The following is a 15,758-nucleotide window of genomic DNA, read 5'->3' on the forward strand; positions in this document are numbered from 1 at the left end:
CTGTCTTGTCGTCCTTTCGTCTATGGCGCGAATAAAGAGTCCATGGCGGTTCCATAATGGCTGAAGTGAAGGAGGGGATATCATGCGAAACGAGCATTTTGTTCCAGCGACAAGGGCTATTGCGTTTACGATGAAGAAAGGTCAAATCGTTCGCATTATCGATGTTGCCGGCGAGCAGGTTGCCGATGTGGTGGCATATCGCTCTGGTGATTACTCCGAGAGGCTCGATCCGTCAGTCACCATGGATGCCCTCCGCGTCTATAAACTGGGTAAAAATGATGTTTTGTATACAAATAAATACCGCCCTATGTTCACCATTGTAGAGGATACTGTGGAATGCCACGATTTGTTTAACTCGGCTTGTAGAAGTGAAATGTATGAATTTCTCTACGAAAAATCGAACCACCGTAGCTGCTACGGCAATTTAAATGAGGTTTTAGAGAAGTATGAGGTTCCAATACCCGACCAACATTACACCGTGAATTTTTTCATGAACACCGCATTGTCCCCAAATGGGCGCGTGGCAGTAGAACGTCCCCTTTCAAAGGCGGGAGATTATGTTTCCTTGCGAGCGGAAATGGATGTTGTCGTCGGCGTGTCTGCCTGTCCGTGTGAAGAGAGCGTCGTGAATGGGTTTACGTGTACCCCGCTACGAATTGAAATCTGCTGAGTTGGCAGGGGGCTGTGGCCGCCTTGGTACGCCGTGAGGGCCTTCTATCATACCATGCATGGAGAGTGCACAAACGGCCCCACATGTGTAGGGCCGTTTGCTTCACGCGGGCAGTGTTTCATACGCATTGATTCTTATGGGATTCGCTCGCTATATTTTGGTGTCTTATTGATTCAATCCGTCATCGTTGACCATCGGTTGAATTTCATTAGTGCTGCCCTTTGTATGTTTCTGATTTGTGAGGTTTTCGCTTTCGAGTTCCTTCAACTGTTTCATGACGCTTGGCGATTTCATCATGGTTCCTTTATTCTCCGATTCATTTTTCGAAGTCATTCCAACATTCCCCCCAACCAGCAATTGTCTGAAATCCTTTTTAAGATGAGAATTTCGTGTGGTCGTTATACATCCCTAGTCGCCTAATGCAAAAAGGGCATCTGCAGAGGCCCTTTTGCATCTATCTATGTGAATCTCGTGATTCAGTTGGGTGTTTAGGCACGTTGAATCATTTCTTCGTGCAGTTGTGCATACATCAGCGCTTCCGACTTCGCAATTTTCAATCCGACTTGAAACATCACATCGAGCTCTTTGGGCGCTTTGAACTGCACGAGTATATCTTTGCACAACTGATAGTGCCGTGGTTCGTGTTCGTCTGCATGCACGTCCCAGAATAACAGGTTGGGCGCACCATAGTTCGGATGCCTGAGTCCGTTTGCGATATCGCCCATCACAGTGCCTGCAAACATTTCCGATCCCAATCCTACGGCAGCCATGGCTTCCAACGGCGTGGCCTCCCGGAAGAATTTGATGAAGGTGTCGATGGCGTTGCGAACTGCAATAGACATTGGTTGTGTCGGAATGCCACGATGGTCAAGCTGGACATCAGGATATACGGACAAGAGAAAACTCTTGTACAACTGTTCGTGTGATTTGCCTTCTTCACCGCGTCCAGCTTCGTCCCAAAGGTTGTCGGCGAGCGGTACCCACCATGTGTCAAGTGGTTCCATGGCCGAGATAGCTGCACCCAAAACGCGTGGGAAGTGGCGACTGTAGTACGAATATTGAACAGCAAAGTACTGAATTTGAGGAATGGTGTAGCCTCCGTCTCTTAATGTACTAAGAAACACACCGTTTAAAAATTCCTCTTCAACCACCCGGTTGATGGCTGCTTCGACATCGCTGTATTGACTGAACACAATAATTCCTCCTCAAAAAACTAGCGAATCTAGTGTAACAAAATATCAACCGGAAAGTTGCGGCGCAATAGCGAAATAAAAACAAATCATGTAGTAAAGTGGGGCACTGTTCAGTACCGGAAGTGCAGAATTTATGTGAATGTGGTATATTATGGGGTGTCCACATCGTGCGGGTGTAGTTCAATGGTAGAACTCCAGCCTTCCAAGCTGGTAGCGTGGGTTCGATTCCCATCACCCGCTCCATAGTAAAAGAAGTGACGCGCCTCAATTTTAGTGAGGCGTTTTTCTTTTTGTGGCAACAAAGTTGCTCTGTGAAGTTACAAAGGGTGTGTCATTCGTCAACTTTGGAGAGGTCGACTTTTGAAAGCGCTTGACTATTGATGAACTCCTGTGATAATTTGAACGTAGAGTTTATGGTGTTAACGTAAAGTTAACACCGCGAAATCTATGGTGGATGTGGGGGAATGTGTTGTGAGTGAAGAGGATGAAAAGAGTCGCCGCATTCAATCCGTTGAAGTTGGGTTTGGCATATTGCGGACCATTGCGGACCATAAACATCCAATGACACTCGGTGAGTTGGCGAATGCTACTGGTTTGTTCAAAAGTCAATTGTACCGCTATTTAAATTCGTTTGTTCATCTAGGAGTATTGATTCGTTATGACGACGAAACGCCGAAATGGTCGCTTGGACCAGAGTTAATTGCGTTGGGAGGGGCTGCATTCGACGGAATTGACATTGCGAAGCAAGCAGCACCGCTGTTGATTGATCTTCGCAATCAAATTAATGAAACTGTAGCGCTTAGCATCTGGAGGGAACGTGGACCGTTTTTTCTGCGCTGGGAGAAGAGCAACAAGCTCATTAATGTCGGCGTTGACACGGGGTCCTATGTACCACTGTTCTCTGCCACCGGTAAAATATTCCGCGCATTTATGCCGGTTGAGATCACTGACCCGTTCTACAATGAACTCGTGTCTCAGGATATGATCCACCCAGAAACGTACGACGCAGATATTGAAGAGATTCGGAGGACTCACTTGTCTGTAACGGAGAGCAGTTTGAATTCGGGAACGACTGCTATCAGTACACCAATTTTTGACTCGTCTGGACAACTAGCGGGGGCACTAAGCGTGATTGGCGTTCGAGGGGAGCTTGATGTGTCTATGGAGGCGTCAGCCGCACAGCATCTTCTGAAAACTGCGAGAGAGATTTCCTATCGAATGGGTTATCGCGGCGGTCGGTCGGCACAGGTAATTGGATGAGAATCGTGATGAGCGATTAGGGTTGGGGGGACGCATCATGTTGAGCGAACAAGTGATTATCGCCGGAGCAGGGCCAGTTGGACTGACAGTTGCGGAAATTTTGTCTCAGAAAGGTATTTCTGTAGTGGTCTTAGAGAAGGACGACCTGCCAGGGAAAGAATGGCGAGCGTCAACCTTCCACTCCGCGACGATGGAACTCCTAGAACCATTTGGTATTGCTGATGAACTCTTGAAAGTTGGACTGAAAGCTGATCGGATTCAATACCGTGATCGCCAGACTGGTTTGTACGCTGAGTTTGATTGCAATCTGTTGTCGAATGACACAAAGTATCCATTCCGCCTGCAATGTCCGCAATCGACGTATGTGAGAATTGTCTACGACCGGGTGAAACAGCGTGATAGCATCGATGTCCGCTTTCATACAAAGGTGGTCAGCTTCGAACAGGATGACGATGGTGTGACCGTGACTGTGGAAGGGCCAGAAGGTGAGTATACCTTGCGCGGCGCGTTCTTACTGGGGGCGGATGGCGCACGTAGTACAGTGCGGCATCAACTGGGTGTTAAGTTTGAAGGATATACGCTGGAGGAGCGGTTTTTACTTGTTGGCACTTCGAAACCATTCGACATTTACCTCAAGGACATCGCCTATGTAAATTACGTATCTGATCCGGACGAATTTCTGTTCATTTTACGCGTGCCAGATGCCTGGAGGTTACTGTGGCCGGTGCCGCCGTCTGTTCCGGATGACGTTGCACTGGATGAAGCGTATATCCAGTCCAAATTTCAGGCCGCACTTCATACGTCAGATACATTTCCAATTATTGAACACATGATTTATCGCGTTCACCAGCGGGTGTCTGAGAAGTTCTATCGCGGTCGTGTCATACTGCTTGGCGACGCGGCACACGTCAATAGTCCACTTGGTGGGTTGGGATTGAACAGTGGGATTCACGACGCGGTAGATTTGAGCCATCGATTACTTCGAATTTTTGAATCCGACGGAGAGAATATCGTACCCGAACTGGAGACTTACGCGAACGTACGGCGTGCGGTTGCAGTCAATTATGTGAGGAGCATCAGTGAAAAAAACACGAAAGTCATGACGGAGAAAAATGAAGAGGATCGCCTTCGGCTACAGCGAGAGATGGCAGAAATAGCAGCTGATCCCGAACGTGCGTACAAGTGGCTGTTGAATTCGTCTCTCCTGTTGAGTGTACGGGAACAGGGGATTGGCGAACGACCATCCGCATCCCACGTATAAGCGCCAGCATGACTAACATGCCATGCGTTTGTGTTCGAAGGTTCTGTTTTGATGATGACGATGCGAATAAGCAGTCGCATGGTTTGACGGCTGACGCCAATTCTTAGTTCAGGAAAGGTGGTGGTGATTAATAAAAACGATTGGAGTAGCCAGTCTGTTTGTTCAGAATCTTTATGACCAGTTGGTGAAAATCTCGCGGTTTGCTGAAGCGTTGCCGATTTACTAGCGGCAAAGTGAATGGAACCGGATTATCGCCCAAATACTGGTCTCGGCGACTAAAGCTAAATACTGCTTTTGTGCGGTGTGTAACGTGTGCGGCTGTCGGCAGCATGGCATATGGATGGGGGAAGATTCAAAACAATTGAAAACAGGGTTTGGCGTCCCAAAACTTGTTTACATTTTTAAACACATTTGTGGATTTAGGGGTGCTGACGCGCCAAGATGGTGACACACCACGCTGGTCATTGCGGCTAGAGCTGATTGGCCTAAGGAAGAATGGATGCGGAGATGTATGGAAAATACATTATTAGGGTGCGTGAGGAAGGATTTTCAGTGACCTAAAGCAGTTTGGTCGACGGTGTCGCTTCATTGTGTGTGCCTATCTATGGGCCGTCGCTGAAATCTCCACGCAACTCGGATATCACCTGGGGTTATCAAAATGAGTATATCAACAGACACAATAGATACAACCGGAGTAGTGATGTTTCTAATCGAAGTATATGGGAAGGGTGGAAAAGGTGAGTGAGCAAAGTGATGCGGTCATTTCAAGATTAGAGAGGGTGCCTATTTATGGATTCCACAGAAAATTGATTGCCAAGTTGGGGATGGCGACGTTTTTTGACTCTTATGATAATTTGGCTCTTTCAGTCGTATTGGTTGTCATTCTGGAGTCATTTCACGTCAGTTTGGCGAACGCTGGATTTCTTGCTGGTATTGCTTATATTGGTCAGTTTGTTGGTGCATTGTTATTTGGTTATTTAAGTGAAAAGATAGGTCGCAAAAAGGCTTTGTTAACTAGTATGTTTTTATTTGGAATATTCAGTCTTGTGGCCGCCTTAGCATGGAGTTTCCAGAGTCTGGTTTGGTTTAGGCTGTTGGAGGGTGTCGGCCTTGGTGGAGAAGTGCCGATTGCTGGAGCATTGGTGAATGAATATATGGTGGGAAAACAGCGTGGGAGATATGTAACGATTTATGAGACGTTTTTTACCTGGGGTTTGTTCCTTACTCCGCTGATTGGGTACGTCGTATTAGGCGCATTCGGTTCTCTTGTTGGATGGAGAGTTTTATTCGGAATCGGGGCCATTCCAGCCGTCTATGCGTTGATTGCTTTTAAGTTTATCCCGGAATCAGTCAGGTGGTTGACGCAACGAGGAAAAATAGACAAAGCAAATCGGATTGTCGACCAATTGGAAACCGAAGTTACTTCACTTGGAATAGAACTCCCGGACCCTGAACTGAAAGTAAATGTGCAATCTCTGCATACAAGGTTCCTGGAGTTGTTTTCTAAGGACTATCGACGGCGAACAGCATTATGTTGGATTCAATGGTTTATGTGCTATTTCATTATGTATGGATATACTGTTTGGCTGCCCAGTCTTTACGAAAAAGTGGGGCATCTGTCTACGGGCAAGAGCTTGCTTTTAACGACGGTGACAGGGCTGATTAACCTTGTTGAATCCTATGTAATCGCTTATCTTCTCGATCGCGTCGGTAGAAAACCTATCTTTATCATAGGATTCGTTGTGGTTGTCATTGGCGGTGTTCTTGGTTTTGTGGAACTGAACTTCTTGCATGCTTCGGGATGGGTGGCCTTATTTATCGCGGCGATTTTGATGTTGCTTGGGTCTGGAGCGAGTTCTGTAGGTGTTTACACGTATACGCCGGAGTTGTATCCGACACGGATGCGTGGCTGGGGGACATCCACGGCCAGTAGTCTTTGCCGAATTGCAAGTTTCATTGCGCCAACGCTGGTCGGTTGGATTCTTGGAAAGGGAATGGGCGTCGGTACGGTGTTCCTGATGTTTGCTTTAGCTGGCCTCATCGGCGCTATTGCGATAGCGACGCTTGGCATAGAAACAAAGGGTAGGGCACTAGAAGAAATTGCCCAATAACATGATGATACGGAGGTTTTTCAAATGAACAAAGACTGGCATGATGGTAGATTTCATCGTTATTTTACAGCTGCGGTAACGCCTTTTAAAGAGGGTGGCTACGATATCGATGAGGAGGGTTTGAGGAAACTGCTGCGTTACTTTACACAACCGCAGTATGTGGAGGCTGGTATAGGCATCATTATCAATCCTGAAGCAGGCGAACTGTTCTATATGTCTCGTGCGGAGAAACGTCGTGCAGTACAAATTGCGGTTGAAGAGGTGGGCGGCAAGGTCCCGTTATTTGCTGGAGCCATAGACTTGCGCACTGAGGACACGGTTCAGGTGGCCAAAGACGCCAAGGAAGAGGGTGTAGATGGCATTTTCCTCATGCCGCCTATTGGCACGGCAGATCTGACCACGTCTTGGAATGCTGAAAAGTATCCTGAAGTTTGGGTGGAATTGGCTAAGGCCATTGATACGGAAGTGGATTTGCCAATGATTGCGCATCCAGTGGCCAATTTCAATGCGAATTATGGAATTGGGGTTCCGCTTCCAGCAGTGAAGAAGATGTGTGAAGGGATACAGAATATTGTGGGATGGAAGATGATATATACTTGGGAGGCTTGGAAACGGGTAGCGAAGTATCTTCGTTCCTTAGAAAACAATGTTGCGGTACTGGCGTCGTCGGCGCGGGCTTTTCATGAAGGACTTGCGTGTGACTTAATGGATGGAACGGTATCAGGCTCATTTAATTATGCTTTAGAACCCATGATGGAACATATCAAAGCGTTTCAAGAACATGATTTTTATAAGGCGAAGGCGATATGGCAAGCTGGGTTAAGCGATTTGCACGCTTATGTGTATGAAGAACATGCGCGTCTGCACACTCGCTATAAGACAGCTGTATGGATTAGAGGATTGATATCACATCCATTTATGCGTCCACCAATGACAAAACCGAAGAAGATAGAGGCAATTACATTAAGGAATTTGCTACAGGCCGCAGGTCTATCCGTTATTGGACAAGAAGAATTCGACGAAGTGTTAGCCAAATTACTTGATTGATTTCTCTCACCATTATGAATTGTCCTGTTTATACATTGAATTGTATGAGACTTACGGATGCGGAGGGCACCAGATGAAAATCGCGCTGTTTGATGATTACAAAGTTGGTGTTGTCAAGGGAGACGGAATTGTTGATGTGAGTGAAATCGTCGGATGGGACAGTGCGCAACCGCAGGCGTCGTTGGTTTCCCTGATGTCGCGATACGGCCATTTGCAAAGCGTCATTGAAGAAGGAATATCGGATGCTCGTATCATTCCGCTTCAAGCTGTCAGATTACGAGCATCTGTGCCCTACCCGTCGAAAATTGTGGCGGCTCCCGTCAACTATTATCTGCATCAGGATGAAATGAACGTTCAGTTTAATAATGCGCAGTATACCGTTGAGAATCTTGGTTTCTTTTTGAAGGCACCTTCTTCCATCATCGGACCTGGTGATACGGTGTTGTTACCATTTCGTGACAGACGAACGGATCATGAAGCAGAAATTGCGTTTGTCGTTGGACGAGATGCGAAGGATGTTCCAGCGTCGGAGGCGTCGAAGTATATTTTTGGCTATTTTGCTTTGATGGATATCACTGTGCGTGGTAAGGAGGATAGACCATGGCGGAAGTCGTTTGATACGTTTACGCCAATCGGTCCGTGGATTGTTACGGCAGACGAAATGGGGAACCCAAATGAGGTTGACCTGAAGCTGTGGGTGAATGACGAACTTCGTCAAGCAACGAATACACGGACGATGATTTATGACTGTTATAAGTTTTTTGAAGCTGCATCCAGTGTCATGACGCTACGGGCCGGTGATATCATCACGACGGGTACCCCTGAGGGAGTGGGGCCGATTGTGGATGGTGATACAGTGCGCATCTGGATTGAACGCATCGGAGAATTTTCCGTCCATGTAGCTTATAAGTAAGCGCTTAAATAAGGGGCGATGGATGTTGTCTAATCAACAATGGACGAAGGAATTGCAGGACTTTCACGAAGAGTTGGAAGCGGTCAATCTTGGACCACTGTGGGCGTCGATTTCGGCGTTCAACTCGGTTGAGCCGATTGCAAAGCCGGTACCGTATCTATGGAAAAGAGAACTCATTGATGACAAACTTGATAAAGCAAAGACATTGCTCGAAGTTGGGGTAGGGTCAGCGGAACGCCGTGCCGTATTTCTGATTAATCCGGGTATGAAGGATTTGAAACCGTATGGATGGGGTGGTACTACCCAGACGCTATACGCGGCCGTACAGGCAGTAAATCCTGGTGAGTTAGCACCACCGCATCGCCATACGTCGGCTGCGCTGCGCTTCGTGATGAAAGGACGCGGCGGGTACGGTACGGTTGACGGTGAACGCATTACCTTTGAACCGGGTGATTATCTAATTACGCCCGATTGGTCCTGGCATGAACATATCAATGAGGGGGAGGAGCCAGTCATATGGATGGATTGTCTTGATACGCCATTTATCATGGCAATGAATGTATCCTTCACTGAATTTTATCCAGAACGTCGGCAGCCGTTGACTGTCCCTGATGACTTTAGTTCGAGACGGTATCAAGGGGGAATGGTGCGGCCGGTGTCTGATCGTCAGCCGAAAAATATTGCCTTGGGTCGCTATCGGTGGGACCTTACGAAGAAGGCGCTAGATGGACTGAGTGAATTTGATCCAGATCCTGTAGAAGGTTACGCGGTCGAATACATCAATCCGTCGACCGGTAGAGACGCGGACGGGCGCCTAGGTGCCTGGATGCAAAAACTGCCGCCGAAATTTCATGGGAGAGCACACCGACATGTGCACACGAACGTCTACCATGTCTATCAGGGGCGGGGCTATACGGTGATGAATGGTGTTCGTTTCGACTGGTCTGCAGGGGATTTTTTCGCTGTACCTTCCTGGACTTGGCATGAACATGTGAATCTGTCCGATATACAAGACGCGTATTTGTTTTCTACGAACGACATCCCGATGATGGAGGCGTTTCACTTCGAGCGGCAAGCGGATTATTTAGAGAACGATGGACACCAGGAAGTAGTGGATGCATTTCAGCCCATTATGCCATGATTGATTTTGTATACGATGGAGCACCCGACTGCAGCATGTGACAGTATTGCAGCCGGGTGTTTTCATGTGTATGCATGTCCGTAAGGCCAACATGATACGTTCGAGAAGTCAGGTGTTATGGCAGATACATTTCCTCTATATATCTTGGCTTTTTGATAGAAAAGTCCGAATTTACAAATAGAAATTGTGTATTTAATATCGATTATAGGGAACGTGGTGAGTCAGTTGGAAGACTTGGAGAGTATCGTAACTTTTTTGTCCGTCGCTTCAACACTGAGTTTTGTAAAAACGGCGCATGTCATGAACCTCCGTCAGCCATCTGTTTCAGCGAGAATACAGAAATTAGAAGAACGGCTCGGTGTGAAGTTATTTATTCGAAATAAGAACCACAAAATTTATCTCACACAAGAGGGGAGGGAGTTTTTGCCTTACGCTAGACGAATGATGCAGCTCATGCAGGAGGCTGAGAACAAGCTTCGTAGTATCCAGCAAAAGGCTGAAGGTATTATTCGAATTGGTGCTACACCCACATGGTCAGTGAATGTTCTGCCTAAAATTCTTGGCACGATTCGAACTCAGAATCCTGCCGTAGAGTTTCACGTGGTTCACGGGAATTCCCGAACCATTCGCGACATGATTATCGGCAATGAAGTAGACCTTGGCCTGGTTGCCTCCGAGGTGACCCATCGTGAGATAGAGCGGGTGACAGCTTATGCCACTCCGTGGATATTAGTTTGTGCCCCCGGGCACCGATTGACGCAGTTTCAACAAATTGGTCTCGAAGACATGTTGCATGAGCCTTTGGTGACGTACGAGCAATCTACAGACGCGTGGCGGGGAATCCAGAAAGCATTCGGGAAGTATCAGGCAATCCCCAACGTGGTTGCCGAGTTGAACCAACTGGAAGCCGCAAAGGTGATGGTGATTGAGTCATCTTGTGTGAGTTTGCTACCTCTGATTGCTGTACAGAGGGAATTGCGAGAAGGTTCACTGGTTGGTTTACAAGTGCAGCAGTTGTCCCACATTCAATCCGTGTTATCAATGATTTACCTTGGCTCAAAATCCACTTATCTACTGATAGACATTATACGGCGGGCCATTGTTGACTACTTTGATGGTCTAGGTGTAAACAACCCTCACACAAACAGCGGAGGTGCTATTTTGTGTTAAGCAAAGAAGATAACATGCTTATCGCACAGGTTGGTCCTGGAACTGCAATGGGAGAAGCGATGCGCTCATACTGGATACCGATTTTATTGTCTTATGAACTGCCCGAAAACGACGGCAGAGCATTAAGAGTCAGGGTTCTGGGAGAAAATTTGATTGCATTTCGAGACAGTGAGGGAAAAGTGGGTTTGTTAGATGAACACTGCCCACATCGCGGAGCATCATTATATTTCGGACGTAATGAGGAATGCGGTCTGCGTTGTGTCTATCACGGTTGGAAATTCAATGTAAGCGGTACTATTGTTGACATGCCGAATGAGCCACCGACAAGTACCTTCAAAAATCGGATTAAGGCAAACGCGTATCCTTGTGCAGAACGCAATGGTGTGATTTGGGCTTATATGGGCAACAAGTCTGACGAGAACCGGCCTGACCTGCCTGATTTTGAGTGGAATCTGGTGCCTGAATCTCGCTGTTACATCAGCAAACGAGTTGAAGATTGTAACTGGGTTCAAGCCTATGAAGGAGGCATTGACTCTAGTCACGTGTCGTTTTTGCACAGCCGGCTCAATCCGACGGATTTCACTGGAAGTCCACGTGAAAAAGGTATGAAGTATATGGCGGGTGACAAATTCCCGCACTACGAAACGATTGAAACCCCGTACGGGATGATGGTCGGCGCTAGAAGAAGTGCTGAGCCGGGCTACCATTACTGGCGCATTACACAGTGTTTAATGCCGTTTTATACTATTCTTCCATCTTACGGCACTGACAGCCCAGTCAGCGGGCACGCTTGGGTTCCAATTGATGATTACAGCACGATGGTCTGGACAATCACCTGGCACCCCATACGCGACCTGACTCAGGATGAGTTGGATGACATGAAGTACTGGTCTCCTGATCGCGTTGGTACGAGCGAAGGGAATGGTCGTCATCTACCATTGAACATGTATATGGAGGAGACATCTATTGCAAATAGCAGATGGCGTTCGAAGTTGAATCTTGCCAATGACTACTTAATTGATTGGAATGCACAAGCGACCAAGTCGTTTTCTGGGATTCCGACTATCGCCATGCAAGATCAAGCTGTACAGGAGTCAATGGGCCCAATTTTCGACCGTAGGAAGGAGCACCTTGGCACCGCTGACCTAGCGATTATTCGGATGCGTCACTTGTGGCTCAATACTGCAAAGGGGCTTCAAGAGCGAGGGGTTGAACCGGTAGGTGTGTCAGCGCCAGCAACTTATCATATTCGCTCCGCATCCATGCGTTTACCGGAAGATGCTGACTGGGTTCGTGAGGCGGAGTTGGTGACTTCTGCAGATCAGAGTAAAGTTCACTTTGTGTGACAAGGGGGTGGTGTGATGAGGCAGCAAATCCAGGCTGCAGTGATGACTGGAAGTGGCGTGACGGAACTTAAACGTCTGTCATTACCGGATATCGGGCTCGATGACGGACTGCTGAAAATAGAGGCTGCGGGGGTTTGTGGTAGCGATGTACGACATTACCGAGCTGCCATTGAAGAACCGAGAATCCTGGGGCATGAAAACTTGGGACGCGTCGTAGCTTTGGGACCGATTGCAAAAGAACGTTGGGGGGTCTCGGAGGGAGACCGTGTGCTATTGGAGGAGTATTTGCCGTGTGGCCACTGCTACGCTTGTCGGACGGGTAACTTTCGGTCGTGTCGGGCAACGGATTCACTTCTATCGCCCACAGCTATACGATTTGGTTCTACGCCGCTCAATGTCGGATCAGGTTTGTGGGGCGGATATGCGGAATATCTCTATTTGCACCCAAGAACGGTATTTCATCATGTGGACGAACAAATTCCTGCCACAGAGGCAGTACTAGCTTTACCGATTTCCAATGGGATTGAGTGGGTAACTCGAGAAGGACAACTCAAGTCAGGGCAAACGGTCCTTATTCTGGGGCCAGGGCAGCAGGGGCTGGGTTGTGTTCTCGCCGCGAAATTGGCGGGCGCTAGGCTGATTATCGTCGTTGGGCTCTCACGGGATACTAAACGACTTGAAGTAGCAAAAAACCTTGGTGCAGATATCGTATTTCATGGTGCAAATGAAGATTTGATAACGCTGGTACGAGATATGACACATGGGGAAGGCGTTGACATGGTTGTCGACACTGCGCGGGGAAGCGATGAAACGATTGGCATTGCAATGGCTGTTCTGAAGAAGCACGGACAGTTGATTTTGCCAACAGGCGTCGCTGAGGGAATCACTCACTTTCCAGTGGCGCAACTTTCAAAACGTTGCTTAACGATGCGTGGTGTCAGGGGACATAGCTATGCAGCTGTGGAATTGGCGATTGAGATCATAAAATCTCGGAAATACCCCATAAGTGAGATGTCAACACATCATTTCGGTTTAGACCAAGTTGATCGAGCGATTCGTTTGACAGCGGGTGAGTATCCTGAACAGGCCGTACATGTCACAATATTGCCCAAGATTACGCAGTTCAGCGAAGCTCAAAGGGGGGATGCGTAGTGAGCCTTCGCGCGTACTTGTCCGTTCCTTATATTCTTGCGTCCGATTCCTTGATTCGAGATGGAGACTGGATACGTATCGTCCGATACCCGGAACTTCCCGGGTGTGTGGTCGAAGGGTTTGAAACGGTGCGGATGATTGATGAGCTGGACGAAAAGCGCGTCACAATGATTGTCTCTGCGTTGCAGAATGGTGTGGAACCTCCGGTACCACGTCCTGCGTTGTCGAATGTGGATGTCGAGGGTCTGTTGAGCAGGCTTGGGTTGGAAAGACTGATACCACTATTGGATGAACTTGGCGCCTAATGGAGACACAGTCTAGCGGGAACGGTCCATCTTCCGTCGCCCATCGATTGACTGGGTGTAGATTCTGGTGCTACACTTTCAGATGTAAACAATATGTTTGTATCATTAACTATACGTTAATGGATTACAAGTGGCTATCGTTTCATAGGTAGCCTGTCATATTGGTGAAATCTATTGCAGCTCATTGAAAGCGCTATCTTTGATTTATGTTCGCGGAATAATTTAAAAAGAGATAACAAAATGAATTTTATATTTTAGAAAGCGCTTTCTTTTTGGGGGTTGGACAATTACAGACTGTGATAACGAATTATGGAGGGGAAAACTTGATTAGGTATAAGAAATTGGGCTATGTCGCACTGAATGTACGTGACGTGGAGCGTTCTGCACAGTTCTATCAGGATATGGTTGGGTTTACTTTAGTTGATGAAGTCTCGTCGGAACGTGCTTATCTGACCTGTAGCGATGAACACCACTGTATCGTCCTGCATCAGTCGGATGACCCAGGACTGAAAAGAATTGCGATGGAACTGGAAGATGTCAGTCAGTATGAGGTGGCTTGGAATCATTTGTCTGAGCATGGGTACCACCCCGTCGCTGTTAGTGCCGAAGAATGTGCACAGTTGTGCATCGGAAAGGCATTCCGTTTCGCAGACCCGAACGGTGTCGTCTTTGAATTCTATTGTGGCATGCAACACCGTCCTTTTCGAAAGAAACCTCATTTAGTGAAAATTAGCAGGCTGGGGCATGTCATCCTCAACGTCTATTCTTTCTTTACGGATATTTTGAACTTCAAGCCTTCCGACGAGCGCTATAACCAGCGAGGTGAGTTGTCCTTTGTTTGGATGCGTTGCTTCCCCAGTCCTTACCATCACTCTTTTGGATTTGCGACCGGTTCAGCACTGAAGCTACAGCACCTCGCGTTTATGGTTGAGGATATCAATGACATTGGTATTGGCTACAATCGTCTACTTCGTGAACAGATTCCTGTCGTTTGTGGGCCCGGACGTCACTACGCTTCGGGCAGTATCTTTGTTTATTTCTTAGACCCGGATGAGATGACCATTGAATATACCCTCGGCATGGAGGAATTCCCGGAAGTGGGTGCCCGTGCGCCTAGGATGCTGGATGGCGCTCCGGAGACAAGTGACATGTGGAGGAGCTATCGTGATTCTCGTATGGGGAAAGTCGGGAGTGTCGAGACATGGCGACAGACAGTCGGTAACGGGAGGGTGTAACATGGCGATTTCAACGATTCGAATTGGATGTACGCAGTACCTACACACAGATGCGATACTCTCGGGGAGACTCACGCTGGACAGTTTTTGTGTCCAGCCTGAGCGGGCCAAATCTATTGATGAATGTACCTTGAAAACGCTTGGGGGAGAATACGACGTTGGGGAGAGTTCATTAGCCACATTTCTCAAAATAGCTGAATCTCAGACCGGTTTGAAAGCGCTACCAATTTTCTCGCGAAAATTCCTTCATCATTACCAATTTTGTTTAAACGACGCGTCCATTCAGAGCCCGCGAGATCTAGTGGGAAAAAAAGTTGCGATTCCGCAGTTTTGGATTACGGCTGGTATTTGGCACAGGTGGTTATTTGAACGTTATTACGGGATAGAGCCCGGGCAGATTACGTGGTTTCCGCTACAAAGAGATCGCGTTGTTGCTCCGTACCCTGACCATTATCAAATCGATTGGCGGCACGTTGGAAAATCTGCGCCTGAGCTTCTCCGTAGTCGTGAAGTAGACGTTTTCATTTACGCGCGCAAAATCGATGACGACCGTGGGATTCGGACTGTGCAGCCGAATCCGATAGAGGAGACGACGAAGTTCTATCACGATGTTCGCATGGTTCCTATTACACACGTCATTGTGGTGAGGGAAGAACTTCTTGAGTCAAACCCGAATCTGGTGGGTGAGCTAGTTCACTTGTTCGAACGGTCTAGGGATCTTGGACTGAAAGATGTGGGGAACTCTGTAAGTATGTATCTCCCATTTGCGGATTTGCATTTGCAACGTACAGATTCGATGCTTGACAAGGACTGGAACAGTTTCGGTTGGGAGAAAAATTATAGAATCCTTAGAACATTCTACAATGCGGCGTGTGAGCAAGGTTTCATCAGTGGGAAGCGGAGTCTCGAAGATTGTTTTGTGCAATTTGACTGAAGTAGTCCTAACGACACAGC

The 15,758-nt window shown here is 47.6% G+C and carries 15 protein-coding genes, 1 tRNA gene and 1 pseudogene; 15 read left to right on the forward strand and 2 right to left on the reverse strand.

All coding sequences use genetic code 11. From position 1 onward, the window contains the following. The first annotated feature begins 82 nt into the window (after nucleotides 1–82). Complete coding sequence (locus tag J3482_RS10695; RefSeq protein ID WP_206918544.1) at nucleotides 83–670, forward strand: DUF1989 domain-containing protein; 588 nt, start codon at nucleotides 83–85, stop codon at nucleotides 668–670. A 165-nt stretch (nucleotides 671–835) separates the two neighbouring features. Here J3482_RS10695 and J3482_RS10700 read toward each other — a convergent pair whose 3' ends face one another. Beyond that, a complete protein-coding gene (locus J3482_RS10700; RefSeq protein WP_206922394.1) occupies nucleotides 836–1,003 on the reverse strand; it encodes a hypothetical protein in 168 nt (55 codons plus the stop codon). A 155-nt stretch (nucleotides 1,004–1,158) separates the two neighbouring features. After that, on the reverse strand, nucleotides 1,159–1,863 hold the full coding sequence (locus tag J3482_RS10705) for an iron-containing redox enzyme family protein (RefSeq protein WP_223204247.1): 705 nt from the start codon (nucleotides 1,861–1,863) through the stop codon (nucleotides 1,159–1,161). A gap of 169 nt (nucleotides 1,864–2,032) precedes the next feature. Here J3482_RS10705 and J3482_RS10710 point away from each other — a divergent pair. From J3482_RS10710 to J3482_RS10770, 14 genes and pseudogenes are all read left to right on the forward strand, one after another. Then, a tRNA-Gly gene (locus tag J3482_RS10710) sits at nucleotides 2,033–2,106 on the forward strand. Nucleotides 2,107–2,334: 228 nt separating this feature from the next. Further along, a complete protein-coding gene (locus tag J3482_RS10715) occupies nucleotides 2,335–3,123 on the forward strand; it encodes an IclR family transcriptional regulator (RefSeq protein WP_188332386.1) in 789 nt (262 codons plus the stop codon). A 37-nt stretch (nucleotides 3,124–3,160) separates the two neighbouring features. Next, the gene (locus J3482_RS10720) at nucleotides 3,161–4,384 is read left to right on the forward strand and encodes an FAD-dependent oxidoreductase (protein WP_146824633.1); all 1,224 of its coding nucleotides are present in this window, start codon (nucleotides 3,161–3,163) and stop codon (nucleotides 4,382–4,384) included. Between the two features lie 737 nt (nucleotides 4,385–5,121). After that, complete coding sequence (locus tag J3482_RS10725; RefSeq protein ID WP_206922395.1) at nucleotides 5,122–6,495, forward strand: MFS transporter; 1,374 nt, start codon at nucleotides 5,122–5,124, stop codon at nucleotides 6,493–6,495. Between the two features lie 24 nt (nucleotides 6,496–6,519). Next, nucleotides 6,520–7,542, forward strand: coding sequence for a dihydrodipicolinate synthase family protein (locus tag J3482_RS10730; RefSeq protein ID WP_146824635.1), 1,023 nt, complete (start codon nucleotides 6,520–6,522; stop codon nucleotides 7,540–7,542). Between the two features lie 73 nt (nucleotides 7,543–7,615). Further along, nucleotides 7,616–8,455: a fumarylacetoacetate hydrolase family protein gene (locus J3482_RS10735; RefSeq protein WP_146824636.1), complete on the forward strand. Its 840-nt coding sequence runs from the start codon at nucleotides 7,616–7,618 to the stop codon at nucleotides 8,453–8,455. A 25-nt stretch (nucleotides 8,456–8,480) separates the two neighbouring features. Beyond that, a complete protein-coding gene (locus J3482_RS10740; protein WP_438938614.1) occupies nucleotides 8,481–9,596 on the forward strand; it encodes a cupin domain-containing protein in 1,116 nt (371 codons plus the stop codon). A 216-nt stretch (nucleotides 9,597–9,812) separates the two neighbouring features. Further along, nucleotides 9,813–10,001 (forward strand): annotated as a pseudogene (locus J3482_RS21825) (LysR family transcriptional regulator); the annotation flags it as partial. Between the two features lie 18 nt (nucleotides 10,002–10,019). After that, on the forward strand, nucleotides 10,020–10,766 hold the full coding sequence (locus J3482_RS10745) for a substrate-binding domain-containing protein (RefSeq protein ID WP_223204307.1): 747 nt from the start codon (nucleotides 10,020–10,022) through the stop codon (nucleotides 10,764–10,766). After that, nucleotides 10,760–12,112 carry a Rieske 2Fe-2S domain-containing protein gene (locus J3482_RS10750; RefSeq protein WP_146824639.1) on the forward strand — a complete coding sequence of 451 codons (1,353 nt, stop codon included), beginning with the start codon at nucleotides 10,760–10,762 and terminating at the stop codon, nucleotides 12,110–12,112. Before J3482_RS10745 ends, J3482_RS10750 begins: the two co-directional genes overlap by 7 nt. Nucleotides 12,113–12,127: 15 nt before the next feature. Further along, the gene (locus tag J3482_RS10755; RefSeq protein WP_146824640.1) at nucleotides 12,128–13,264 is read left to right on the forward strand and encodes a zinc-dependent alcohol dehydrogenase; all 1,137 of its coding nucleotides are present in this window, start codon (nucleotides 12,128–12,130) and stop codon (nucleotides 13,262–13,264) included. Continuing rightward, the gene (locus tag J3482_RS10760; RefSeq protein ID WP_146824641.1) at nucleotides 13,264–13,569 is read left to right on the forward strand and encodes a hypothetical protein; all 306 of its coding nucleotides are present in this window, start codon (nucleotides 13,264–13,266) and stop codon (nucleotides 13,567–13,569) included. Before J3482_RS10755 ends, J3482_RS10760 begins: the two co-directional genes overlap by 1 nt. A gap of 323 nt (nucleotides 13,570–13,892) precedes the next feature. Then, nucleotides 13,893–14,804 (forward strand): VOC family protein, encoded by a 912-nt coding sequence (locus J3482_RS10765; protein WP_206922397.1) that lies wholly within the window; start codon nucleotides 13,893–13,895, stop codon nucleotides 14,802–14,804. A 1-nt stretch (nucleotide 14,805) separates the two neighbouring features. Next, nucleotides 14,806–15,738, forward strand: coding sequence for a substrate-binding domain-containing protein (locus J3482_RS10770; protein WP_206922398.1), 933 nt, complete (start codon nucleotides 14,806–14,808; stop codon nucleotides 15,736–15,738). Nucleotides 15,739–15,758: the final 20 nt, after the last annotated feature.

The organism is Alicyclobacillus suci, assembly GCF_017329615.1.
Classification (GTDB): domain Bacteria; phylum Bacillota; class Bacilli; order Alicyclobacillales; family Alicyclobacillaceae; genus Alicyclobacillus; species Alicyclobacillus suci.